Origin of the sequence: Cronbergia sp. UHCC 0137, assembly GCF_034932285.1 — a bacterium.
Classification (GTDB): Bacteria; Cyanobacteriota; Cyanobacteriia; order Cyanobacteriales; family Nostocaceae; genus Cronbergia.
Genome location: NZ_JAYGHC010000055.1, coordinates 1 through 22,551 on the forward strand (window position 1 = coordinate 1; position 22,551 = coordinate 22,551).

General features: G+C 38.4%; 27 protein-coding genes and 2 pseudogenes. 11 read left to right on the forward strand and 18 right to left on the reverse strand.

Going from position 1 to position 22,551, the window contains the following annotated elements:
- Window positions 1-175 precede the first annotated feature (175 nt).
- Entirely contained in the window at window positions 176-739 is a 564-nt protein-coding gene (locus VB711_RS21450; protein WP_323288330.1) for a methylmalonic aciduria and homocystinuria type D protein, read from the forward strand.
- A gap of 11 nt (window positions 740-750) precedes the next feature.
- Here VB711_RS21450 and VB711_RS21455 read toward each other — a convergent pair whose 3' ends face one another.
- Complete coding sequence (locus VB711_RS21455) at window positions 751-1,119, reverse strand: BON domain-containing protein (RefSeq protein WP_323288331.1); 369 nt, start codon at window positions 1,117-1,119, stop codon at window positions 751-753.
- 656 nt (window positions 1,120-1,775) lie between these two features.
- On the opposite strand from VB711_RS21455, the gene ilvN reads away from it, so the two are divergent.
- The 3 genes from ilvN to VB711_RS21470 all read left to right on the forward strand — a co-directional run bounded on the left by ilvN (window position 1,776) and on the right by VB711_RS21470 (window position 3,975).
- Window positions 1,776-2,294 (forward strand): acetolactate synthase small subunit, encoded by a 519-nt coding sequence (gene ilvN, locus VB711_RS21460; protein ID WP_323288332.1) that lies wholly within the window; start codon window positions 1,776-1,778, stop codon window positions 2,292-2,294.
- A 107-nt stretch (window positions 2,295-2,401) separates the two neighbouring features.
- A complete protein-coding gene (locus tag VB711_RS21465) occupies window positions 2,402-2,746 on the forward strand; it encodes a hypothetical protein (RefSeq protein WP_323288333.1) in 345 nt (114 codons plus the stop codon).
- Window positions 2,747-2,751: 5 nt separating this feature from the next.
- Window positions 2,752-3,975 carry a hypothetical protein gene (locus VB711_RS21470; RefSeq protein ID WP_323288334.1) on the forward strand — a complete coding sequence of 408 codons (1,224 nt, stop codon included), beginning with the start codon at window positions 2,752-2,754 and terminating at the stop codon, window positions 3,973-3,975.
- A 36-nt stretch (window positions 3,976-4,011) separates the two neighbouring features.
- Here VB711_RS21470 and VB711_RS21475 read toward each other — a convergent pair whose 3' ends face one another.
- Together VB711_RS21475 and VB711_RS21480 are read right to left on the reverse strand one after the other, a co-directional pair.
- Complete coding sequence (locus tag VB711_RS21475) at window positions 4,012-4,239, reverse strand: type II toxin-antitoxin system HicB family antitoxin (RefSeq protein WP_323288335.1); 228 nt, start codon at window positions 4,237-4,239, stop codon at window positions 4,012-4,014.
- A complete protein-coding gene (locus VB711_RS21480) occupies window positions 4,236-4,460 on the reverse strand; it encodes a type II toxin-antitoxin system HicA family toxin (protein ID WP_323288336.1) in 225 nt (74 codons plus the stop codon). Before VB711_RS21480 ends, VB711_RS21475 begins: the two co-directional genes overlap by 4 nt.
- Before the next feature lie 66 nt (window positions 4,461-4,526).
- On the opposite strand from VB711_RS21480, the pseudogene VB711_RS21485 reads away from it, so the two are divergent.
- Window positions 4,527-4,691: pseudogene (locus VB711_RS21485) on the forward strand (alanine--tRNA ligase-related protein); the annotation flags it as partial.
- Between the two features lie 206 nt (window positions 4,692-4,897).
- Here VB711_RS21485 and VB711_RS21490 read toward each other — a convergent pair.
- Window positions 4,898-5,362: a DUF29 domain-containing protein gene (locus tag VB711_RS21490; RefSeq protein WP_323288337.1), complete on the reverse strand. Its 465-nt coding sequence runs from the start codon at window positions 5,360-5,362 to the stop codon at window positions 4,898-4,900.
- Between the two features lie 161 nt (window positions 5,363-5,523).
- Window positions 5,524-5,730 carry a hypothetical protein gene (locus VB711_RS21495; protein WP_323288338.1) on the reverse strand — a complete coding sequence of 69 codons (207 nt, stop codon included), beginning with the start codon at window positions 5,728-5,730 and terminating at the stop codon, window positions 5,524-5,526.
- 192 nt (window positions 5,731-5,922) lie between these two features.
- Between VB711_RS21495 and alaS the strand changes: the two genes are divergently transcribed.
- Window positions 5,923-8,565, forward strand: a complete 2,643-nt coding sequence (gene alaS, locus VB711_RS21500) for an alanine--tRNA ligase (protein WP_323288339.1) — start codon at window positions 5,923-5,925, stop codon at window positions 8,563-8,565.
- Window positions 8,566-8,621: 56 nt separating this feature from the next.
- Here the strand turns inward: alaS and VB711_RS21505 are convergent, their stop codons facing one another.
- Together VB711_RS21505 and VB711_RS21510 are read right to left on the reverse strand one after the other, a co-directional pair.
- A complete protein-coding gene (locus VB711_RS21505; RefSeq protein ID WP_323288340.1) occupies window positions 8,622-8,837 on the reverse strand; it encodes a type II toxin-antitoxin system HicB family antitoxin in 216 nt (71 codons plus the stop codon).
- Window positions 8,837-9,028: a type II toxin-antitoxin system HicA family toxin gene (locus VB711_RS21510; RefSeq protein ID WP_323288341.1), complete on the reverse strand. Its 192-nt coding sequence runs from the start codon at window positions 9,026-9,028 to the stop codon at window positions 8,837-8,839. Before VB711_RS21510 ends, VB711_RS21505 begins: the two co-directional genes overlap by 1 nt.
- Before the next feature lie 153 nt (window positions 9,029-9,181).
- Here VB711_RS21510 and VB711_RS21515 point away from each other — a divergent pair, with 153 nt between their 5' ends.
- The 3 genes and pseudogenes from VB711_RS21515 to VB711_RS21525 all read left to right on the forward strand — a co-directional run bounded on the left by VB711_RS21515 (window position 9,182) and on the right by VB711_RS21525 (window position 11,715).
- Entirely contained in the window at window positions 9,182-9,763 is a 582-nt protein-coding gene (locus tag VB711_RS21515; protein ID WP_323288343.1) for a hypothetical protein, read from the forward strand.
- Between the two features lie 100 nt (window positions 9,764-9,863).
- The gene (locus tag VB711_RS21520) at window positions 9,864-11,024 is read left to right on the forward strand and encodes an AAA family ATPase (RefSeq protein ID WP_323288344.1); all 1,161 of its coding nucleotides are present in this window, start codon (window positions 9,864-9,866) and stop codon (window positions 11,022-11,024) included.
- A 2-nt stretch (window positions 11,025-11,026) separates the two neighbouring features.
- Window positions 11,027-11,715 (forward strand): annotated as a pseudogene (locus VB711_RS21525) (DUF3226 domain-containing protein).
- A gap of 373 nt (window positions 11,716-12,088) precedes the next feature.
- Here the strand turns inward: VB711_RS21525 and VB711_RS21530 are convergent.
- From VB711_RS21530 to leuB, 7 genes are all read right to left on the reverse strand, one after another.
- Window positions 12,089-12,418, reverse strand: coding sequence for an MgPME-cyclase complex family protein (locus VB711_RS21530; protein WP_323288346.1), 330 nt, complete (start codon window positions 12,416-12,418; stop codon window positions 12,089-12,091).
- Between the two features lie 68 nt (window positions 12,419-12,486).
- Entirely contained in the window at window positions 12,487-13,206 is a 720-nt protein-coding gene (locus VB711_RS21535) for an ester cyclase (RefSeq protein WP_323288347.1), read from the reverse strand.
- A gap of 48 nt (window positions 13,207-13,254) precedes the next feature.
- Window positions 13,255-13,974, reverse strand: a complete 720-nt coding sequence (locus VB711_RS21540) for a pyridoxine 5'-phosphate synthase (RefSeq protein WP_323288348.1) — start codon at window positions 13,972-13,974, stop codon at window positions 13,255-13,257.
- A gap of 224 nt (window positions 13,975-14,198) precedes the next feature.
- Entirely contained in the window at window positions 14,199-15,149 is a 951-nt protein-coding gene (gene accD, locus VB711_RS21545) for an acetyl-CoA carboxylase, carboxyltransferase subunit beta (RefSeq protein WP_323288349.1), read from the reverse strand.
- A 628-nt stretch (window positions 15,150-15,777) separates the two neighbouring features.
- Window positions 15,778-16,599, reverse strand: coding sequence for a prepilin peptidase (locus tag VB711_RS21550; protein WP_323288350.1), 822 nt, complete (start codon window positions 16,597-16,599; stop codon window positions 15,778-15,780).
- Between the two features lie 238 nt (window positions 16,600-16,837).
- Window positions 16,838-17,098 (reverse strand): hypothetical protein, encoded by a 261-nt coding sequence (locus VB711_RS21555; RefSeq protein ID WP_323288351.1) that lies wholly within the window; start codon window positions 17,096-17,098, stop codon window positions 16,838-16,840.
- Between the two features lie 92 nt (window positions 17,099-17,190).
- Window positions 17,191-18,279, reverse strand: coding sequence for a 3-isopropylmalate dehydrogenase (gene leuB, locus VB711_RS21560; protein WP_323288352.1), 1,089 nt, complete (start codon window positions 18,277-18,279; stop codon window positions 17,191-17,193).
- A gap of 92 nt (window positions 18,280-18,371) precedes the next feature.
- Here leuB and VB711_RS21565 point away from each other — a divergent pair, with 92 nt between their 5' ends.
- Window positions 18,372-19,073: a nuclease-related domain-containing protein gene (locus VB711_RS21565; RefSeq protein WP_323288353.1), complete on the forward strand. Its 702-nt coding sequence runs from the start codon at window positions 18,372-18,374 to the stop codon at window positions 19,071-19,073.
- Window positions 19,074-19,125: 52 nt separating this feature from the next.
- Here VB711_RS21565 and VB711_RS21570 read toward each other — a convergent pair whose 3' ends face one another.
- Entirely contained in the window at window positions 19,126-19,344 is a 219-nt protein-coding gene (locus tag VB711_RS21570; protein WP_323288354.1) for a hypothetical protein, read from the reverse strand.
- A gap of 86 nt (window positions 19,345-19,430) precedes the next feature.
- On the opposite strand from VB711_RS21570, the gene VB711_RS21575 reads away from it, so the two are divergent.
- Window positions 19,431-19,760, forward strand: a complete 330-nt coding sequence (locus VB711_RS21575; RefSeq protein ID WP_323288355.1) for a XisI protein — start codon at window positions 19,431-19,433, stop codon at window positions 19,758-19,760.
- A gap of 47 nt (window positions 19,761-19,807) precedes the next feature.
- Here the strand turns inward: VB711_RS21575 and VB711_RS21580 are convergent, their stop codons facing one another.
- The 3 genes from VB711_RS21580 to atpD form a co-directional block, all read right to left on the reverse strand.
- Window positions 19,808-20,269 (reverse strand): DUF29 domain-containing protein, encoded by a 462-nt coding sequence (locus VB711_RS21580; protein ID WP_323288356.1) that lies wholly within the window; start codon window positions 20,267-20,269, stop codon window positions 19,808-19,810.
- A 249-nt stretch (window positions 20,270-20,518) separates the two neighbouring features.
- Complete coding sequence (gene atpC / locus VB711_RS21585) at window positions 20,519-20,932, reverse strand: ATP synthase F1 subunit epsilon (RefSeq protein ID WP_323288357.1); 414 nt, start codon at window positions 20,930-20,932, stop codon at window positions 20,519-20,521.
- Window positions 20,933-21,042: 110 nt separating this feature from the next.
- Window positions 21,043-22,491, reverse strand: a complete 1,449-nt coding sequence (gene atpD / locus VB711_RS21590; protein WP_323288358.1) for a F0F1 ATP synthase subunit beta — start codon at window positions 22,489-22,491, stop codon at window positions 21,043-21,045.
- Window positions 22,492-22,551 lie beyond the last annotated feature (60 nt).

Here is a 22,551-nt window from a genome sequence, read left to right on the forward strand (position 1 = left end):
TTATTTAGGAGTCCTATAGAAATTTTCTGTATCACCACGACTAAATATTACAAGTTTTTCAAGTAATTTGAAATAAAAGTCAAGAATCATCAAATTACGATGGTATTTTGGCATTCGTGAGGGTTATTATCGTAGGCAACGAATAAATTTAAAACCTTGGTAAAACCGAATAAATGTGGTGAATTATTCAAGCCTTTATACTGCGTCTGAACAAGGTTGTCCTATTAATTTAGTTGGCAAAATGGGACAAAAGGTACAAATTTCTATTCATACACCCAGTCAGTATATCTGTGCCAACTGCGAAAAGATATTACCAGATTGGCAACAACAAGAGTTTTTGTGGGTGGTTGTGGTGTTGCAGCAATCACGATTTCCTTTAATGGAAATTACCGCAGAAAGTGAGGTTGAAAAAGAAAGATTGCGGGAAAAGTTTATGAGATTTGGATGTGATATGGCATTTAATTTGCGCGATCGCGGTTATCTCACAGACTTAATTGATCCCCGCACAGGTTATCCCTTACTTTCTCATCCTGGTCTAGTACCCCACGATGATACAGCAGTAGCTACGGCGTTACTTAAATATCCAGTGATTCAAAATCAATGTCATGTGTTAGTGCATCCCGAATGGGGTACAGCAGTTTATCCTAGCGTTTTGGTTTCCGAAGCTCCTCCAGAAATGATTGAATTAGTGACAAGAGCGATCGCCCCTTTACACGCATGGAATGAAATCAGTCTTTAGCTTCTCACTGCTTAACCAATCGTGACTTGTGACGTATCCACATCTACCGCACCTTTAACCGAACGCGCTGCCGAAACCATTTTATTAATTATCTCCTGGCTAGGAACTTTGCCTTTTAACACTACAGTGCTGTTGGTTTGAGCCACCCAAAGGGTCTCAATATCATCAAGTTGAGGATTTTCATCAAATGCTAGTGCTACCCGTTTTGCTAATCCACTTTCGTCATATTCTCCATTTAAACCTAGCCGTTCTGGAGGAATTGTTTGTGTAGTCGTTGCGGTTGTGCTAGTGGGATGACTTTGGGGTAATTGTTGGGGAGTAGGATTTACTTGGGCATTTTCTGATTTTTCTAAGCCAAACATTCTTTGTAACCAACCCATAAAAACTGTCCTGTTATCAAGGTTTTTGTACTTAAAATCTATTAGATTGACTATAACATTGCATCTACCGTTAAATAGAACTTTGGTATCCTGGGGTAGCTTTGTGAGCATTGGTGTCAACTTAACATGAAACCATTGTAATAACCTTAAATAAAACTTATTTAATTCCCAACCAATCCCGGGAAAACCCCACCCCCGCTTTTGATAAATCAAAATCTCCCCTCCCCTCTTGAGGCTACCGTGTACACACAAGTCTTATCAAGATTAAATCGGCGGTTAGAAACCGCAACTACACAGGCAAAACCCACCTCCGTGGGTTAAAAATAAGTAGTTTTTCTTCAGTCCACGCAGGTGGACTTTGTTTGTGTAGCCGTGATTTCTAATCGCCAGGGCTTGTTTTGGGTAATCAGATCACTTGTGTGTACACCGTAGCCTCTTGAGGGGAGGGGATTAAGGGGTGGGGTAAAACGGCTGTGGGACAACGATTAGAGCCTAAGTTGACACGTATGCTTTGTCCGTAAGTCCTATTTATATAAATGGTGAATTTTTACGAAAGAAGTGTAATCTGTGTGCCTATTGAGTTTACAATGGGAATCCATACCAAAATTTCAGTGTGTCAGGTCTATTGTCTCCTCCTCTAGTTTCTGTTGTTCAAGATGAAACATACTCTCTCAGTGCTTGTAGAAGATGAAGCGGGGGTTCTATCCCGTATTTCTAGTTTATTTGCCCGTCGCGGTTTTAACATTGAAAGCCTGGCTGTTGGACCGGCTGAACAGGAAGGAGTTTCTCGGATTACGATGGTTGTACCGGGTGACGATCGCGTAATTGAGCAACTGACTAAACAATTATATAAGTTAGTAAATGTTCTCAAAGTACAGGATGTGACAGAAACTCCCTGTGTAGAACGAGAGTTATTACTATTAAAGGTCAATGCTACTACCAGCAATCGCTCTGAGGTGATCGAATTATCTCAGATTTTCCGGGCGCGAGTTGTAGATGTATCAGAAGATTCTCTAACTTTGGAAGTTGTGGGAGATCCGGGTAAAATGGTAGCGATCGTCCAAGTGTTGCAAAAGTTTGGTTTACGAGAAATTGCCCGCACTGGTAAAATTGCCCTCACTCGTGAATCTGGTGTTAATACTGAATTACTAAAATCCTTGCAAGCCAAGGTTTAGTCATAGCAGGTCAAGGGGATTCTGAATTTTTTATACTTTAGCAAAATTGCCCTGTATATTTATGGTAAGATTTGGGACAATCAAATAGCCAGGTGTCAGGGTTTAATATGTCCAGTTTGCAAGCACCATATCGAGGTGCAGTACAAGCTCAAGGAGATGATATCACAAAGAAAGGTGGCTATACCCGTTCTTGGGCTGAAGATAAACCTGTTACCGATGAAGAGGGATTATCATTTCTTGCTAAGATTGAGGAAGAATGCAGCAACTCTGAAAAAGCAGAACGAAAACAGGCTTTTTCTAAAGCTAAACGTTTCGTTAAGAATGCTAGTGAACAAGGTGGTGTTAGTCCAGAATCCCAACCTCACTCTTTTCAAGATCCTAAGCGTACAGTTAACAATGCTCGTGTTGACATTGAAATTCGGAGTGGTATAACCTTTATTCCTAAAAAATAAGCAAAATGACAACTACTCTCACTAAAGTACAACAATATTTAGACTCCGATGATATTGACGGAGCTAGAGAAGAAGTTGCCAGAACTTATGTTAATCTAAAAAAAGTAGATGGAACTGTTCTAGATTTTGCTGCGTTGCTTGCATTAGGATCACAGCAAGCCTTAGAAATGGGTTTGGGAGTATTGGGACGAGAACTGCTTAAAAAAGATTCAGAAGTCAACAGTGATGTAATCTGGTTATTTATCGCATCAATATTATCTCGACATAACATAACTGCTGATAGTCCATCAAGAATCAGTATTCTTGGACTTATCTCTTGTGTTGAAGATTGGGAATCACCTATTTTCGCGCTACTAAGTCCTGCAATAGACTCATTTTTAAAGGTAAGTCTTGCTGAAAAAAATCCTCTCATTTCTGAACAAACTCTAGACTTTATCTCCACTTGGGGAGAAAATTATGCAAAAGCTCCTCGGACAAGAAAGCAAATTAAAGAGTTTAAATCTTTGACTCAATCAGTATTAGATAAAGTAGATGATTTGGATATACAAGAGGAATGGAAGGAAGGGCTGGAGAAGTTTTTTCAAAGAGCAGGACAACAGCAATACAATAAATACTCTGATCAACGTATTTGGTCAGATGCTAGTAATTTCCTCAAAAAAATCTATACTACCACAATCTTAAATCTTGATACAAGCTCAAATTATTATAAAGTACAAAATAATATCTTTCGATTAATTACGTCATGTCTTGCTGCAATGGGAACAATTGTTTATGGCAATGGCTTATCAATTGCAGTTCGTATCTATAGCCTTGAAAAAACAGAATCTCAGCCAGTTATCCCTAATGAAACTTATGCTGCTTTAAAGGGAATATTTAGAGAAATTGAATATATGACTGATCGTAATAGAAGGGAAATTAAACCGTTTATATCAACACAGATAATATTAGAATCATGGATAATCATTTTTTACATGGATCTAAAATCTAATCAGTCAAATTTTCTTGCTGAGGAGATTAAATCACTTTATGATGGAGAATATGAAGAGAATGGAGGCAAACTGCGAATAAATTTAGCTATTTCTACTAATGCTCTAAAATTTGATCTTGAAAGATATATCTCTACAGAAGATGTTCACGAGTTTGTTGAAAATTCGACTTTGATAACTCAACTTTTACAGAAGATACCACCAACTTTGACGAGTTTGCTTCGGTTAATTAATTTGAGATAATTATAGTACATTATTAATAACCTAATTATAAATCAATTAAGCCACATTAATCAATTGTTCTAAAGATTTAGCTAAAGGTAAAGGTTTTCCGTCTTCTTGATATTCAGTAATTAACATTTCTATGACTTCCTGAGCATTTTTAATTGCTTCTTCATAAGTATCACCATGAGTATGATATTTTTGAGTAGGAAATTCAGGTAAATGAACTAAATAACATTTATCTTCACTACTCCATTGAATAATGATAGTATAAGGTAAATTCATTCGTCTGACTCCTTCTCTTGAATTGATTTCAATTTAGCTAATTTTTCGTTAACTTCTTTTTCTATATATAGTCTAGCATCATCTCCATCTTTGCCAGAGATGGTAATAGGATCTTCTGGTAATAAAGGATGATACCAGCGCGTATGACTTCCTTTTGCTGAACGGTAAATAAACCCGGCTTTTTTGAGTAAACTTTTTAATTCTCTGATTTTTTTGGGCATTTTTTAACGGAAATATGATCAAGGTATATGAATTAATGTTATTTTGATATAAACTGACAATGGGAAGGACAACACACACCAGAATTTAAATGCGGTACCACATCCTAAAAGTGTATCCGTACCAATGATATCGAAAATGTGGGACGGACTCAACGCCATCATACATTTTTTGAAATGTTGGGTAATTTTAGCTTTGGTGATTATTTTAAAGCGCAAGTGATCGCTTGGGGATAGTAATTATTCACCTAAGTCTTTGGTTTTTCTCCTCAGAATCTTCTATACTAAAAATGGGTGGAATATGGACTTTTATAAAATTATGAAAAACCCAGATTTGTAGGGGTTTAGCATTGCTAAACCCTTACCCACTATAATAACTGAAATCATAGTTTAGGACTTACGCACTATCCAAATTAGAAATAATCTGTGATCAATCAAAATTAATCATAATTTTTCAAATTCCAAAAACTTTGGTTCAGCAAGGCTTCAATATTGTTTGTAAATTCCCATTGTTCAGGAAATTGAATTTGAGGGTATTCTTCTCTTACTTCTGATAAAGCCGTTTTCCATGCTGAAGAGAAACTTTCATTGAGATGATTTTTTAAACTTGGTGACTGTTGTAAAAGCAATTCTAATTCTCTTCTTTGTTCACGAATGGTTAACTCCCAACCCCGATTATTTTCAGCAGAATTAAGATAAATTCGTTTTAGTAAGTGAGCAAACAAAACTATTAAACGGCTTTTTACTTCTCGTTTATCTCTCCCTGCCAAGCCTTCTATCTCCTCAATTAAAGATACCATATCAATAGCATCAAATTGTCCTGCTTTGAGTTTAATCAAAGTATCATCAAACCAAGCATTTAAGTCTTGCTCATAGAGAGTTTGTTTTAATTCAATCTGCTTCATGACTTGACTTTCGCTACTATGGGATTCATTAACATCATCTTAGCAAAATTAATTAGAGTGCGATCGCGCAAGCGCTGTTTCTTGGATACCGGGAGGGCTTTTGTCAGTTCGCTATGACGAATACAGCATAAAACATTAGGAATTTTAGTAAAAATTATTATTCATTGTCCCCATCCTGGTTTGCAATCGGCAAAACCTAATGCTTCTGTATCTAAGAAACTAGCTAAGGCCATTTCAATCACTGCCTCAACAGGATACTCTATTTCAGTTGCACGGGCAATTAAAGCCGTTTTAATTTTTTCAGGTAAGTGTTCTAAAATAATGGTAGCATCAGAGGTGGAAAGTTTCTCCAACAATTCTACTTGCATAATTTTACTGCTCGGTTGGTATTTGAACGTTACAAAAACGCTATGTAGCTTTTGCCGACATGAAAACAATAAGCCTGATTGTATAAAGATTATCGCATAAATTTTGTCTGAGATAAAAACTAATTAATATTATAGTAAAGATGCTTTTTGCAGCTTATCCCAAATTAATTAAAATTGATTTCTTAAAAACTCATGTCTTCAACTTCCCAGTATCTTAGCGGTAACGAAATTCGTCAATTGTTCCTCGACTTCTACACCCAACGAGGACACCAACCGCTTCCGAGTGCGTCCCTCGTCCCAGAAGATCCGACTGTGCTGCTGACTATTGCAGGTATGTTACCATTTAAACCGATATTCCTGGGACAACGCACACCGGAATTTAAACGCGCTACAACATCCCAAAAGTGTATTCGTACCAATGATATCGAAAATGTGGGACGGACTCAACGCCATCATACATTTTTTGAAATGTTGGGTAATTTTAGCTTTGGTGATTATTTTAAACCACAGGCGATCGCTTGGGGATGGGAATTATCTACCCAAGTCTTTGGTTTTTCTCCTCAAAACCTTGTGGTTAGTGTCTTTGAGGAAGATGACGAAGCTTTGGAAATTTGGCGTGATCAAATTGGTGTCACCCCAGCTAGAATTAAACGCATGGGTGCAGATGATAACTTTTGGGTATCTGGAATCACCGGACCCTGTGGACCCTGTTCGGAAATTTATTACGACTTCCACCCAGAACGCGGTGAAGATAATATTGATTTAGAAGATGATACCCGATTTATCGAGTTTTATAACTTGGTATTTATGCAATATAATCGGGATGCTGCTGGAAATTTAACACCGTTGCAAAATAAGAATATTGACACGGGAATGGGTTTGGAAAGAATGGCGCAAATCCTGCAAAAGAAGCCGAATAATTATGAAACAGATTTGATTTTCCCGATTATCGAAACAGCAGCGAAAATTGCGGGAATTGATTATTATCAAAGTGATGAAAAAACAAAAATTTCTCTAAAAGTAATTGGTGATCATGTCCGTTCTGTTGTTCACATGATCGCAGATGAAATTCGCGCTTCTAATGTTGGTAGAGGTTACGTTTTACGGCGTTTAATTCGTCGCGTTGTTCGTCATGGTAGATTAATTGGTATTTCTGGAGAATTTATTAACCAAGTTGCAGAAACGGCAATTTCTCTTTCTGAATCAGTTTACCCCAATTTGCGACAAAGAGAAGCATCTATTAAAGCTGAGTTACAACGAGAAGAAACTAACTTCCTCAAAACTCTCGATAGAGGTGAAAAGCTGTTAGAAGAAATTATCCAAACTGTAAAACAACAAAAACAAACTTCTATTAGTGGTGAAAGTGCTTTTACTTTGTATGATACCTTTGGTTTCCCATTGGAATTAACCCAAGAAATTGCTGAAGAGTATAATCTAACTGTTGACGTTGATGGTTTTAATGCGGAAATGCAAAAACAGGTAGAACGCGCAAAAGCTGCACACGAAACCATTGATTTAACTGTTCAAGGTTCTTTAGACAAACTTGCAGAACATATTCATAGTACACAATTCATTGGTTATAAGCAATTAGCCGCAACAGCAAAAATCGAAGTTTTATTAGTTTCTGGTGTTTCCCAAGAAGCCGCAGAAGCAGGTACAGATGTGCAAATTGTTTTAGATAAAACTCCCTTTTACGCAGAATCAGGTGGACAAGTTGGAGATAAGGGATATATTTCTGGAGATGGTATTTTAGTCAGAATTGAAGATGTGAAAAAGGAATCTGATTTCTTTGTTCACTTTGGTAAAATTGAACGTGGTACAATTAGAATTGGTGACAATATTACCGCTCAAATTGATCATGCTTGTCGTCGTCGCGCTCAAGCTAATCATACCGCAACTCATCTTTTACAAGCTGCATTAAAGAAGGTTGTAGATGAAGGAATTTCTCAAGCTGGTTCTTTAGTTTCTTTTGATAGATTGCGCTTTGATTTTAACTGTCCCCGCGCTTTAACTACTGCGGAAGTTGAACAAGTTGAAGAAATAGTAAATAATTGGATTTCTGAAGCCCATTCTGCTACAATAGAAGTGCTGCCTATTGCCGAAGCAAAAGCGAAAGGTGCAGTGGCGATGTTCGGGGAAAAGTACGGTGATGAAGTGCGCGTGATTGATTTCCCTGGTGTTTCAATGGAGTTGTGCGGGGGAACTCACGTTAATAATACCGCAGAGATTGGGGTGTTCAAAATCATTGCTGAAGCGGGAGTGGCTTCTGGGGTGAGAAGAATAGAAGCGGTTTCTGGTTTGGCGGTGTTGGATTATTTGAATGTGCGTGATACAGTGGTGAAAGATTTGTGCGATCGCTTTAAAGTCAAACCCGAAGAAGTACCAGACAGAATCACAACTCTGCAAACCGAAATTCGCAACAGTGAAAAAGAAATTCAAACCCTAAAATCACAGTTAGCGATCGTTAAATCTGACAGTTTATTGCAGACGGCTGAAACTTTAGGCGAGTACAAAATAATTGTAGCACAAATGGAAGAAATTGATGCGGAATCTTTAAAAACTGCGGCGGAAAGATTACTGCAAAAAATCGGTAACGGTGCTGTGGTGCTGGGTTCTGTTCCCGAACCAGGGAAAGTGAGTATAGTTGCAGCCTTCAGTCCTGAAGTTAATAAAAAAGGTGTCCAAGCTGGGAAATTTGTGGGAACTATAGCTAAAATTTGCGGTGGTGGTGGTGGTGGAAGACCCAACTTAGCCCAAGCAGGGGGAAGGGATGCAAGTAAATTACCGGAGGCTTTGGAGACTGCGAAAAATGATTTATTAGCAGCGTTGAAATAGGATTTAGATCCCCGATTTTTTAACAGAAGTCGGGGATTTGAAATTACTAATTCTATTTATATTGTCACTGCAATTTGACCAACTTTTGTAGAAGGTTTGGGAATAGGTTTTCGATCTTCTTTTAACACTTCTAAATACAATTCTATAGCTTCTTTAATGAGTTCCTCTGTTTCTTGTAAGGTATCACCACAAGCAACACATCCCGGTAAATCTGGAACATAAGCAGAATAATTACTACCTGCCCATTCATAGACTACTGCATAATTGTTCATTATTTGTCCTCCAGTTGTGCTTGGGAAAAAATACTCTTTCGAGATCCTTCCGCTAAGTCTTTACTAAGTTTACCCGCTAATACCACAATACCCGATTTAATCTGATGTTTGAGGATACGATGACTACCTCTAATGCGAGCTATATACCAACCATCGTCTTCTAGGATTTTGAGAACTTCTTTAACCTTCATTGTTTACTATCATAGCGTGATTAGTGATTTATTCTTTTTAGAGAACCAGCACTGATACAGAGATTGTATGTTAAATTTAATTAAATTAATATAAACCACTACATTAGTATGATACAACCTAAGTATTAAAAAACTTACCGGAAAACTCTAATCATGATGATAATACAAAAAATCAATGAATATCAAAAATATTCATTTGAGCAAAAAACTATTCTTAGAGGAGCATTTAAAAAGATAGACAGAGAAATAAAACGGATAAGATGGATGATTTATGAACAAAAGGGTTTTTGGATATTTAAAAACCATGTATATTCTAAAGAGACTTTATTTAATGAATTAGATGATGGAAAAATTGTAAAAATACTGGATAATGTTGAGCATCTCACAATGACATGGAATAGACATGGTATTTTAACTCGTGATGGTATTGATTTTTTAAACCTCAAGCGTGATGAAATTACAACGGAACTCGAAAATATTCAAAATGAAATTGCTAGAAGAGATCCCACTTGGTGGGAGCAGATTTACGGTATTTTTATAGACTTTACAAATTTTGTGAGAAATCATATTCCTCAATTTGCAATCGGTTTTTTCATGGGGGTTGCAAAGTATCCAGTTCTTCAGCCTTTAGTTAGTTTATTTTTACCATCTCCTAACTTTTCTACTGCTGAAACTAAACTATTGGAACAAGCAATAGAAAATTATATAGATATTAATGCTGATGCTATAGACTAATTTCTCCCCTGATATCTCCAACTTCTCAAAGAAGTCGAGGATATTAGTGTTATAATAAACCTACTCTCATCATTTCTCTGTTGTCTTCATCTTAAAAATTATGTTGAAAAGTGTAAAAATAGAGAATTTTCGAGGTTTCAAATCTTTTGAACTTCAGCAATTAGGCAGAATTAACTTACTGGTTGGTGAAAATAATAGTGGGAAAACATCAATACTAGAAGCTATTCAGCTTTTATGTTCACGAACCAATCTTGAACCACTCGGTGAAATCATGATTAACCGAGGTGAGTATTTTTGGAGTGATAATCTAAGAGAAGAACGTGAACTTGATATCTGTCATTTATTTTATGATCATCAATTTGATATAAATAGTCAATTCTCTATTTCAGGAATTAACGACGATGTAAAAGAAGAGTTTTATGTCAATATAGGAAGCCGAAAGTTACATATTGATGCTGATTTAGAAGAGTTTGAAGAGTTGGATGAAGAAAAAAAAAGAGAAATTATCGAAGAGTTATCAAGTAATCTCAAAAGCGTAAATTTCAGGGTAGTTTGGAATAGAGAAAATGAAGCTAAAGAAATTGTAAATATGCCTTTATTAGATAATAATTGCTTATCTTTAAGATTTATTAAACGTTCTAGCCGAGACAAAAAAAATCAATTGTTTAGGACAGTATTTGTTAATTCTTCTTCTTTAAATACCACAAATATGAAAGAATTATTTGAGGAAGTTGTATTAACTCCTGAAGAAGAACTAGCAACAGAAGCTCTGAAAATTATTGATCCAAAAATCGAACGTATTGCTCCAGCAAATGTTCAAAAAGCTAGTCAGATGACGAGATTACGTTCTGCTGCTGATTCACATACTGGTTTTTTTGTGCGTCTTAGTGATAAGAACCAGCGTGTACCTATTGGGAGTATGGGAGATGGTATTTGGCGAATATTAGGACTTGCCTTAGCTATAGTATCAGCTAAAAATGGTTATTTATTTGTAGACGAAATAGATACTGGCCTCCATTTTACTACAATGTCTGGTATGTGGAAAATGATTTGGGATACAGCTAAAAGATTAAATGTACAAGTTTTTGCAACTACACATAGTAATGATTGTTGGCAGAGTTTAGCTGACATTGCAGAAACAGAGAATGTAACAGATGATGGTATTAGGATTCACAGAATTGAGAAGGATAAAAAAACAAGTGTTAGGTTTAATGAAGCTGAAATCGTTATTGCTGCCGAAAGAGGAATTGAGGTACGTTAAGAATGGTAAAAATTAATAAATCTAAAAAACTATTAGTAGCTAAAAAACTTCTTGTAGAAGGAAAAAGTGAATTAAGGGTTTTTCCAGAATTAATTGAGAAAAATGGAATAACCTGGGAAGTTAGTAAACACGAACCAATTGTATTAATTCGAGAGTGTGATGGTTATGAAAATATTACTCCTGAACTAATATCTACAGAGTTTAAGGAAAGAAAACTGACACATTTAGGTTTAATAATAGATGCAGATGAAAATCCTAAAGATCGTTGGCAAAGTATCAGAAATACTTGTTTAAAGGTAGAATCAATACAAAAAAGTATAGATGATTTTCCTGAAGAAATGCCAGAATTAGGAATAATTATAAATATAATTAATAATGAAGATAATCAAAAATTCGGTGTTTGGATGATGCCAGATAATAAAAATAGAGGGATGTTAGAAACATTTTTAGCTTACATGATGAAAGCGAACCTCTTTGGCAATATACTCAGGAAGTAGTCACAGAAGCCAAAAATAGAGGAGCAAAATTTAAAGATTCATATATTGATAAAGCTCGTATTCATTCTTGGTTAGCTTGGCAAGATCCTCCAGGTAGACAATTACAGAATGCTATTCAGGAGAAGATTCTAGATCCACAACATCCCAAAGCACAAGTATTTGTTAAATGGTTTAAGGATTTGTATGATCTGTAATCTCACAATTTAAAGAGAACAGTGGTTCAGGTAATTTTTCCAATTCTTGTGTAATTTGTTCTTTGATTTTCATTCTTTTTCGATTTGTTTAAGTAATTTTTAGCGAGAATTATTAAATCATGAATCGCTGATTTAATAACTTTAAATAAATTTTAGGAATAAAAAACCTGTACAAACTGGTAAAATTGTGGGTGCGATCGCTAAAATCTGTAGTAGATTTGATGTCACTCAATAAAAACATCATTGGGTAAAAGATCGTATCGGTGTGCATCCCAAAATAGTTTGGATAACTGTAATATTGTGAGTGAGAGTTTTATTAGATGAAATCTAGAACTCTCGTTAACCTCACAACACTAGACAAATAATGTATGGATTAAGATACAGTAGCCAAGGATGCTAGTGCATTAGGAATATTGGCCGAAGGAGCTTGAAATTCCCCAGTAATCACATACTCTAAACGCAGTTTTAACCAAGTAATAAATTGAGGATTGGTAGAAATAATAGCTACCGCAGGTTTAGGAGTTTTAGCTTTAAATTCTGCCATTTGCGGTGCTTCTAAAAAAGCTGGTTGCTTCACCAACCAAAAATCAATCTCTTTTTCTTGTTCGTGATAGTGACGGGTGCGTTCCTTGAGAACTTCCCCAATTGGTTCTTCTTCTAAAAGAAAGTGTTGACTAGCCAAAACGTAATAGTATGTTTGCATCTTCATCCAGTGATTACTACTATTGAATAATTTATAGGGTACAGGATCTACACTGTACCCTGATGAGTTTAATTGTTCTTGAATTTTCTCAACCAAGAACTAAAAGGACAACCACTAGCCTTGTTTTCACTACTTACTTGTTTACCACCTGCTGTCAGCTTATTCAAGAACAGGGTGTTATCAAAATAGTGTTCCAAGGAAACAATCTTTAAATCATTGGTGACACGGGCTATACTTATACCAATAATTTCCACAGTTTCTCCTGTTGGTGCAAAGTCTTTGTATGCACCTTGAAAATGTCCCCAGTGTCTCCACTTGAATGTAACATTGGGTGGTCCTGAATAAACCTCTAAAACTTCCCAGGGGAAACCTTGGGGAAAGGTGGTATGGAAAAGTTTAGCAGATGATTCAAAACTTTCTTCCGTTGCTTTGTAATGTTGGGAATTGGCCATGAATATGTTGTATGTGCCTTGGGCAGATACATCTGCGGCTGTGTATTCCTTTCCTCCGTTGGTACTAATGCGAAATTGCTCAGGAATAACTGATAACCACTGTTGGGGATTGGTTTTGAAAGATACCTCCATTTCAAAGGTTCTTACCAAATTTTGAGCGATCGCTGCCAGTGTACCTTCTAAGTGATTACAGACACTTTCTTGAGCAAGATTCTGTTTAGATCGAGTATAATCGGGGGGTGTACCATAGCGCCATTGGGCATCAACGCTGGCCGCAATCACCTGATCTCGATCTTGTACCCAAAGGGGTAAGTTATTAGACTGTGTGGAGGTCATAGAAATCTCTGTTTATAGATTTAACTCTAGGTTTTCCAGATTTCGCAGCTATTCCCCTCTCATAGCCTGTTTCATCTCCCGGACTGCTCTTTCTATCCCCACTAAAGCTGCCCGACTGATGATAGTATGACCAATATTTAGTTCTTCCATTCCCGGAAGCATTGCCACTGGGTAGACGTTCCAGTAGGTGAGTCCATGTCCTGCATTAACGCGCAATCCGGCTTTAATAGCTTGTTCACATCCTGCGGCTAACAAGGCTAATTCACGCTTACAGCTAGTTTCGTCTTTAGCCTCAGCATATTGGCCTGTGTGCAGTTCAATAAATTTAGCTTTTACCTTGACAGATGCTTCTATTTGTGCTTCATCAGCATCAATAAACAAACTTACAGGAATACTGGAACTTTGCAATTTATCAACTATCTCACCTATTCTAGCAATTTGTCCAGCAATATCTAAACCGCCTTCTGTAGTTACTTCTTCTCGCTTTTCGGGAACTAAAGTTACATAATCCGGTTTAATATCAAGAGCAATGCCTAACATTTCATCAGTGGCAGCCATTTCTAGATTTAGATGAGTTCTCACCGTTTGCCGCAGCAGTCGCACATCTCGATCTTGAATATGTCTTCTATCTTCCCGCAAATGAGCAGTAATTCCATCTGCCCCCGCTAATTCTGCTAATATAGCAGCCGCTATGGGGTCCGGTTCTATTGTCCGCCGTGCTTGGCGAATAGTTGCAATGTGGTCAATATTTACGCCGAGTGTAGGCACGCCTGGTTTCTCCTGATTCACAATCCTCAGATGTTAATTTTAACAGGGAATTAGGGCAGTTTACCCTGATGATGATTAATTGAAGTATATTATTAACAGCGTATTTTCCCCCTGCCTGATCCCCACAACTTTTAATTCCAGAACCAGAAAATGTAGAGATATTCCATGGAACGTCTCTACAAAGGTTTCAGGTAACGGATATTTAATTTTCTTTCACTCCATCTTTACTCAACAACGGTAGAACTTAAAGACATTGATTCCCATAAAACCATATTCGGTGGAGTTGGTAAAGGCTGATGCAAAGAGATTAACTGAGCTAAAGTGCCTTTTAACTGAGTACGGGGAACAATATCATCAACAAAACCATGCTTGAGTAAATCTTCCGCAGTTTGGAAATCTTCTGGTAATTTTTCCCGTAAAGTTTGCTCAATTACCCTTCGACCAGCAAAACCAATAGTGGCTTTGGGTTCAGCTATAATCAAATCCCCCAACATGGCAAAACTAGCAGTAACACCACCAGTAGTAGGATTAGTTAAAACGGGAATATATAATAATTTAGCATCACGGTGACGTTGGAGGGCGGCGGAAATTTTCGCCATTTGCATCAAAGAAAGCATCCCTTCCTGCATTCTCGCACCGCCAGAAGTGCAGATGATCACCACAGGATAACGGCGTTGAGTGGCTTGTTCAATCAAGCGGGTGATTTTTTCTCCCACCACAGAACCCATACTCCCACCCATAAACCGGAAATCCATCACCGCCAAAGCGATAGGTAAAGCGTTGATTTGACCTAAACCTGTCTTTACAGCGTCTATTAAACCAATTTTCTCTTGAGTTTCCCGTAGGCGATCGCTATAAGGTTTGCGATCGCGGAATTGCAAAGGATCCGTAGGTAGCAAATGCTCATCCATCGGTTTCCACGTATTAGCATCTATCAATTGTCGAATCCGCTCATCGCTATCAACTCGATTATGATGACCGCATTCCACACAGACCATTTGATTCGCTTTCAGATCCTTAGCATAGGCCAAGACACCGCACTTGGGGCATTTATGCCATAACCCATCAGCAATTTCCCTTTCTTGGCGTTCTTGACTAATAGATCCTGTTTTACGACGATTTGCAAACCAATCAAACAGAGACTTTAAACCGCGTGATTCTTCGTTGTTCGCCATTTTTATCTTATGCTAGTAGGTATGAGGTCGAAAATAGTTCAATCCTGAATTTTGGATTGAGCAAAAAAAACATAAAGCATGAAGAGTGATTGAATTAAGCTTCCCAGCAATTTTGAACTTATTTTGTGTGTTTTGGTTGCTAACTAAATGGAAATGCTTATGCCAATCACAGTTTATCAAAAAGAATACAGGAGTCAGGAGTCAGAAATCAGAATGAATTATGTACGACTGGCGGATGTATAATTGGGTTTAAGATCCCACCAAATCATAGATTTGGTGGTCAATAAGAAAGTGGCGAGTATAAATCCCCTACTAATTTATTCTGACTCCTGGCTACTGACTCCTGACTCCTTCTTCATTACTCCTGTGTCAGGTTATTTAATCGGTTTATAAGCAGTTAACATCTAGTCTATTGCTTGTATTTGCCAACTGCATTTTGTTGTTTGGGGGGGTAATACAAGTCACAGGTTAATATTACCAAAATTTCTACGACAAATGGAGTAATAGCCGTTACAGTCAGGGGGGATGAAGATTGATAATAATGGGGTATTGGGTTAATAAACAAAAAATGATACACAAAACCATTAAAAATTGATTTTAAATTTGGGAATTTTCACTCTTCTATATTTCAAGATACATGAAAAAATAACCGCAAGTAGCTAGAAATAATCCCTTCCCCATAAAATACTGCACTCATGGCTCCCAAGGCCAAGAAGGGACCAAAAGGCATTTTTTTACTAATTGTCTGTTGTGATAGGATCATTGCCCCTCCACCTGCCACGACCCCCAGAAGACAAGCTATAAAAGCAGCTAAAAGTAAATATTGCCAACCTAACCAGGATCCCATCATTGCGGCTAGTTTAGCATCGCCTCCACCCATGACAGCTTTACCAAAGGCTAGAGAACCAATTAGGGCAATAATATCAAACAACCACAAACCCACAACTGCGCCGAATATCCCTGACATTAAATAATGAGCAAAACCGACCGAACCATTTCCAGATAACCAACCAACAGCCATTTGAAAAATTATTCCCATCACCAGCCCTGATTTAGTTAGGGGGTTAGGTAAAGTCATTGTATCTAAATCTATCAGGGATAAAGCTAATAACCAGCTACAAAAAACCCAATAACCGACTGTAAAAATTGAAAATTGAAACGCCCAAAATACTATTAGAAATAGTATGCCTGTCAAAGCCTCTACCACAGGGTAACGGCGGGAAATTTTGGTTTGACAATAACGACACCGCCCTCTTAACCACAGCCAACCGAACACAGGCACATTATCATAAGGTTTGAGCCTGTTTAAGCATTTTGGGCAGCGAGAGGGCGGCCAAAGTAGAGATAATCCAGCAGGTAGCCGATAAACGACAACGTTGATAAAGCTACCAATAGCAGCACCCAAAACGAAGACAATCAGACTCGCTGGGGCGAAAATCAAAATGTCCATATTGTTTGCAGGGAATAGGCAACAGGGGTGGAAATTCCTGCCTGAGTATTGATCATCACTGTATGTTTTTACTTGTCTGGCAACTGCTTGTTAGTTTAGGGACTTCCAAAAAATAAATTATCTGGATTAACTAACCGCAGAGGCGCAGAGGACACAGAGGAATAAGGGTTTGAGGGATTTTTTAGGTTGGGTGGTTGAGAGTTTTTTGATTTGGAAGTCCCTTAGTGAAATGCCAAGACTAATAAATATGGGATTCAATTTGATTCAATGGTACAAAACACTCTTGCGGTAACAGCACCGGGTGCTGAGTAAAAATCACCTTGCCCCGATGAGTTACCCGACTAATTGCTACTCCTGAAGGTTGCCCGATGATTTCGGGGTGTACTTCACAGTAGATGGAATAAATTTTACCAGCCGCTCTGATGACGGTAGGATCAACCAAAGGCTGCTGGTATGGTGGGGCGGAATAATTCGCCTGTCCTTGTCCTAAAGCTTGCACTATGGGATTTTAGGTAGTGTATAGATTTTGTTCTAGTTTATCTGAAAGTTTTGCTAAAAAATGCCAAAAACTTTCGATTTATTGTGAAGATGTTATTTTGATTGGAGAATTTGGATCAGTGATTTGCCCATAGCGTGACAACCCAAAAGATTCATTCCCTCAGACATAATATCGCCTGTGCGATCGCCCTGTTGTAAAACCTGTAACACTCCTGATTCGATCATATCTGCCGCCTCTGGTTGGTTTAAAGCATAACGCAACATCATAGCCGCACTCAAAACTTGTGCCAAGGGGTTAGCTTTATCTTGACCAGCAATATCTGGCGCTGAACCATGAACGGGTTCAAACACACCAGGACCTGAAGCCCCCAAACTAGCGGAAGGTAACATCCCAATACTACCAGTCAGCATGGCAGCAGCATCGGAAAGAATATCACCAAATAAGTTACCAGTGACAATCGTATCAAATTGTTTGGGCGATCGCACTAGCTGCATGGCGGCGTTATCCACATATAAATGAGAAAGTTCCACATCTGGATATTCTGAGGATAGGTTAATCATGGTTTCCCGCCACAGTCGAGATACATCTAACACATTAGCCTTATCCACAGAACAGAGTTTACCACCCCGTTTTCTAGCGGTTTCAAAAGCCACTCTACCAATCCGTTCAATTTCTAATTCACTGTAAACCATTGTATTTACACCGCGCTTTTCCCCTGTTTCTGTGGTAAAAATGCCCTTGGGTTGACCAAAGTAAATTCCCCCAGTCAGTTCGCGCACGACCATAATATCCACACCTTCCACAACTTCCCGTTTTAAGGTGGAAGCATCAATTAATTGGGGTAAAATTTTAGCAGGGCGCAAATTAGCAAATAATCCCAAACCGGCACGTAATCCCAATAAACCCGCTTCTGGGCGAAGATTGGAGGGTAGGGAATCCCATTTGTAACCACCAATGGCCGCAAGTAATACAGCATCACTATTGCGGCACATATCTAAGGTAGCAGCAGGTAGGGGTTCACCTGTTTCGTCAATGGCTGCACCTCCAATCAAAGCTGTTTGGAATTGGAATTGAATATCAAAGCGTTTCCCGACAACGTTCAGTACATCCACTGCCACTGCCATAATTTCGGGTCCAATGCCATCGCCGGGAAGTAAGGTAATACTGTAGTTCTGAGTCATAGCTGGTTGTGATTATGTAAAAGTTCTAGGCAAATTAAGCATTATACCCAGTAAAATGTAATCATTGAGTTTTTTATTTATTTTCAATATTTATGCCAAAATCAAGTCGTCAAGCTGGACAAAATATTCGTGAACTGGCAGATAAAAGACGATTAAAGGCTATTGGTTCTTTTGTATCAGCAGGATTAATCATTTTCTGCCCATTTTTTTTGGTTAAGGCTTTCGAGAATTTTTTGAAACCCATCTCCTCTGTAAATCGCTCTCAGCAGCAATTCTCATTAAATTTACCGCCCATTCTCTATGTATTTTTAGTTATTATTGCTTTGGGTTTGATAGTCAAGGGTATTTCTTTATGGAAACTAGCTAATCGCGCTGATCAAGGTGCCAAAGGTGAAGAAGATACTGCTCAAGTAATGTCAGAACTACAGCAAGAAGGGTGGCAAATTGAGTACGGTATGCGTTTAGGTAATAAATTAGGAGATGCTGATATTATTTGTATATCTCCTCAAAACAAAGCTTATGTGATTGATGTCAAGTCGCATCGAGGTGAAGTTACAACAGATGGGAAACAGTTGTATCGACGTATGGGAAAAACAAGTGATCCATTTGAGAAGGACTTTCTTGCTCAATCTATGAAACAAGCTTTGCAGGTGAAGAAGCAAAAGAATTTGAGTTTTGTAACTCCAATTGTGGCTTTTTCTGATGCTAAAGTTTCAGTCCCATCGGGCAAGGTACAAAAAGTATATGTAGTTGAGAAAGCTAAGTTAATATCGCTTCTAAAATCTCTTGGTTAGGATTTGTATAAGCTACGATCAAGCTCCTTTGGGAATGATTTTAAACACCAATTCAGAACGATAACGCCACTTTTTTCTCTACCAATGCCTTTGCTAAAACAGCAGCCGCTTCAAAAGAATCATGTAAACCTTGACTGGTAAATGTGTTTTGAGTATTCAACGGGACTAAACCAGATTCCTTCAACAATTCATCTGTCAAATAATGTAGGAGCAAGAGCTTGTCAGAGTAAGATAATTCTTTCACAAGTGGCAGAAGTTTGGTGAGAGGCATAAGCTATTTAATAAATTCTGGTTACATCCATTTTACACTAATTTTTAAATTATAGCCTACAAACCAGATACAGAGGAGATAATAGAATGGACAAACTAACAAAATATCGCCAAATTGTCCGTGAATTACTAATTGCTCATGCCAGCCCAAATGAGCCAAATATTGAATGTCAACTCATTTTTGACACGGAACACGATCACTATCAACTTCTAGATATCGGTTGGCAGGAGTTAAATCGCATTTATGCCTGTTACATTCATTTAGATATTAAAGATGGCAAAATCTGGATTCAGCACAACATGACAGAAGCAGATATCGGTCAAGAGCTAGTTGAAAAAGGAGTTCCAGCTACAGATATTGTTTTAGGATTGCATCCCCCATACAAACGTCCATATACCAATTATGGAGTTGCTTAATGAGTTTTAAGGGAGATATTAAGCAGTTTATTATAGTAAATACGGCATTAATCTGGTAAAAAGTCTTGATTTAAGGATTCATCCACAGTAAAAGGAGAATCTACAGGAAAAATATCAATTAATAAGCTGGTTTCTAAAGCTGCTTGCTGACGTGCATCTTGATAACATTCTGTAAATACTTCTAAAAGGTAATTTTTTAAACTAGGACTATCTTTTAAATGTTTTCTGAGTCTACGACGATGTTCAAATATTGTTGAAAGCCAACTGTTAGTACGTTTTTCTGGCTGATATTTATATTTTAATAGGTGCATTAATAGCACTACTAAGTTACTTTCTATGGTTCTTTTTTCACTTCTGCCCATGCTTTCGATTTCTTCAATCAGATTTACTAAATCAACTTGGGCTAATTGTCCTGTTTTTAATTGTTTAGCTGTGGTTTCTATCCATAAATAAAAATCTTGTTCGTAAAGATTGGAGTTGGTTAAGGTATTTGATTGAGGTGTTATCATCTATCTTTTAAACCTCGACTACATACTACAGCCATTATTATTATACTATTTTATAAGTTATGTCAGTTGAGAAAGGTATACTTTGCATAGAGCGATCGCTATTCTCAAACAAATTATTACCACGGCTGTTTTTTATATCTCATCATGGTGGGCAGAATAAAACCGACCTGTGTAAAGAAAAGTAAATAAAATAGGGTGGACAAATAGCCCACCCTCAAAATTAGAAATTGTAGTTAATTTGAGTGCAATTTATACCAATCCACCAGCAGCTTGAAAACGAGCGCGGGCGCGTTTAAAGGCTTGGTTAGCTTGGATTTGTGCTTGACGATCGCCTGCACTAACTTGATTTAAGCGAGTTTGAGCTTGGTTGTAAGCGGTACGAGCTTCTTCGAGGTTGATTTTGTCGCCTCTTTCTGCACCGTTGACCAAAATTGTTACTTCGTCTTCTTCAACTTCGGCAAAACCGCCCGAAAGAGCGATCGCTTGCCAATCTTGATTTTTGCTGGCACGAACACGCATTACACCTGCATCTAAGGCTGTCAACAGCGGTGCGTGGCCACTCAGGATACCCAATTGGCCGGTAGTGCTAGGTAAAATTACTTCTTCGGCTGGGGCATCCCACACAGTTTTATCTGGGGAAACTACACGAACGGTTAGGGTCATATTCTTAATTGGTGTTGGCTTTAGCCTGCCGTTAGGCATTATGATGATTGGTGATTGGTAATTGGTAATTGGCAAGAATTTTTTACCTATTACCTATTACCTATGACCTATTACCCTTTGATCTTTTCAGCTTTAGCGATCGCTTCGTTGATATCACCTACCAAGTAGAACGCTTGTTCTGGTAAAGCATCCAATTCACCAGACAGAATTTGCTTGAACCCTTTAATGGTGTCTTCCAATTTCACATACTTACCAGGAGAACCAGTAAATACTTCAGCAACGAAGAAAGGCTGAGACAAGAAACGCTCAACTTTCCGCGCCCGTGCCACAATTAGACGGTCTTCTTCAGACAATTCATCTAAACCAAGAATGGCGATAATGTCTTGCAATTCTTTGTAACGTTGCAGAGTTGATTGTACAGCACGGGCAGTATTGTAGTGGTCTTCACCAACAATGTTGGGCTGTAGCATGGTGGAAGTAGAACCCAGTGGGTCAACCGCCGGATAAATACCTTTAGATGCTAAACTACGAGATAATACTGTTGTACCATCTAAGTGAGCAAAGGTAGTTGCAGGTGCGGGGTCGGTTAAGTCATCCGCAGGAACGTACACAGCTTGAATGGAGGTAATAGAACCTTCGGTAGTGGAGGTAATCCGTTCTTGCAACGCACCCACGTCTGTACCCAAGGTAGGCTGATATCCCACCGCAGAAGGCATCCGTCCCAAGAGCGCGGATACTTCAGAACCTGCTTGTACGAAGCGGAAGATGTTGTCAACAAACAGCAACACGTCCTGTTTGTTCACGTCACGGAAATACTCAGCCATGGTCAAACCAGACAAACCGACCCGCATTCTTGCTCCGGGTGGCTCGTTCATTTGACCATAAACTAGAGCAATTTTCGATTCATTGAGATTATCTTTATTGATAACCCCAGATTCCATCATTTCGTTGTAGAGGTCATTTCCTTCGCGAGTACGCTCACCCACACCAGCAAATACGGACACGCCGCCGTGCTGAGTAGCGATGTTGTTGATCAATTCCATCATGATCACGGTTTTACCAACACCCGCACCGCCGAACAGACCAATTTTACCACCACGTCGGTAGGGAGTCAGCAAGTCAACAACTTTAATCCCTGTTTCAAATACAGAAGGACTGGTTTCCAGTTCTGTGAATTTGGGAGCAGGACGGTGAATTGGTAAAGTTGCTTCAGCATTTACAGGACCCTGATTGTCTACAGGTTCACCTAAAACGTTGAAAATCCGACCTAGTGTAGCTTTACCCACGGGTACGGTAATAGGAGCGCCAGTATCAACGGCTTCTAAACCACGTACTAAACCGTCGGTGGTACTCATAGCCACAGCCCGAACTTGGTTGTCGCCTAGTAGTTGTTGTACTTCAACGGTTAAGCTGAGTTGTTGTCCAGCTTCGTTGGTGCCTGTGATGGTCAAGGCGTTGTAGATTTGGGGTAGTTTCCCGCCGGGAAATTTAACGTCTACAACTGGACCAATGACTTGGGTAATGTAACCAATGTTTGTTTTTTCTGCGGTGGTGACCATGCTGCGCCTAAATGATTGAAGCTATTTTTCAGAAGTGGTCGTTAATGACCTGAGATCAAG

Bases quoted from the DNA above. Each gene is read 5' to 3' on its own strand.
- VB711_RS21475 (WP_323288335.1), bottom strand. From the start codon at position 4,239: ATGAATTTACCTTATACTATCATTATTCAATGGAGTAGTGAAGATAAA.
- atpC (WP_323288357.1), bottom strand. From the start codon at position 20,932: ATGACCCTAACCGTTCGTGTAGTTTCCCCAGATAAAACTGTGTGGGAT.
- VB711_RS21565 (WP_323288353.1), top strand. From the start codon at position 18,372: ATGCCAAAATCAAGTCGTCAAGCTGGACAAAATATTCGTGAACTGGCA.
- alaS (WP_323288339.1), top strand. From the start codon at position 5,923: ATGTCTTCAACTTCCCAGTATCTTAGCGGTAACGAAATTCGTCAATTG.
- VB711_RS21480 (WP_323288336.1), bottom strand. From the start codon at position 4,460: ATGCCCAAAAAAATCAGAGAATTAAAAAGTTTACTCAAAAAAGCCGGG.
- VB711_RS21510 (WP_323288341.1), bottom strand. From the start codon at position 9,028: ATGAAGGTTAAAGAAGTTCTCAAAATCCTAGAAGACGATGGTTGGTAT.
- VB711_RS21470 (WP_323288334.1), top strand. From the start codon at position 2,752: ATGACAACTACTCTCACTAAAGTACAACAATATTTAGACTCCGATGAT.
- VB711_RS21580 (WP_323288356.1), bottom strand. From the start codon at position 20,269: ATGATAACACCTCAATCAAATACCTTAACCAACTCCAATCTTTACGAA.
- leuB (WP_323288352.1), bottom strand. From the start codon at position 18,279: ATGACTCAGAACTACAGTATTACCTTACTTCCCGGCGATGGCATTGGA.
- atpD (WP_323288358.1), bottom strand. From the start codon at position 22,491: ATGGTCACCACCGCAGAAAAAACAAACATTGGTTACATTACCCAAGTC.
- VB711_RS21490 (WP_323288337.1), bottom strand. From the start codon at position 5,362: ATGAAGCAGATTGAATTAAAACAAACTCTCTATGAGCAAGACTTAAAT.
- VB711_RS21575 (WP_323288355.1), top strand. From the start codon at position 19,431: ATGGACAAACTAACAAAATATCGCCAAATTGTCCGTGAATTACTAATT.
- VB711_RS21535 (WP_323288347.1), bottom strand. From the start codon at position 13,206: ATGACCTCCACACAGTCTAATAACTTACCCCTTTGGGTACAAGATCGA.
- VB711_RS21465 (WP_323288333.1), top strand. From the start codon at position 2,402: ATGTCCAGTTTGCAAGCACCATATCGAGGTGCAGTACAAGCTCAAGGA.
- VB711_RS21515 (WP_323288343.1), top strand. From the start codon at position 9,182: ATGATGATAATACAAAAAATCAATGAATATCAAAAATATTCATTTGAG.
- VB711_RS21455 (WP_323288331.1), bottom strand. From the start codon at position 1,119: ATGGGTTGGTTACAAAGAATGTTTGGCTTAGAAAAATCAGAAAATGCC.
- VB711_RS21530 (WP_323288346.1), bottom strand. From the start codon at position 12,418: ATGCAAACATACTATTACGTTTTGGCTAGTCAACACTTTCTTTTAGAA.
- VB711_RS21505 (WP_323288340.1), bottom strand. From the start codon at position 8,837: ATGAACAATTATGCAGTAGTCTATGAATGGGCAGGTAGTAATTATTCT.
- VB711_RS21570 (WP_323288354.1), bottom strand. From the start codon at position 19,344: ATGCCTCTCACCAAACTTCTGCCACTTGTGAAAGAATTATCTTACTCT.
- VB711_RS21520 (WP_323288344.1), top strand. From the start codon at position 9,864: ATGTTGAAAAGTGTAAAAATAGAGAATTTTCGAGGTTTCAAATCTTTT.
- VB711_RS21550 (WP_323288350.1), bottom strand. From the start codon at position 16,599: ATGGACATTTTGATTTTCGCCCCAGCGAGTCTGATTGTCTTCGTTTTG.
- accD (WP_323288349.1), bottom strand. From the start codon at position 15,149: ATGGCGAACAACGAAGAATCACGCGGTTTAAAGTCTCTGTTTGATTGG.
- ilvN (WP_323288332.1), top strand. From the start codon at position 1,776: ATGAAACATACTCTCTCAGTGCTTGTAGAAGATGAAGCGGGGGTTCTA.
- VB711_RS21495 (WP_323288338.1), bottom strand. From the start codon at position 5,730: ATGCAAGTAGAATTGTTGGAGAAACTTTCCACCTCTGATGCTACCATT.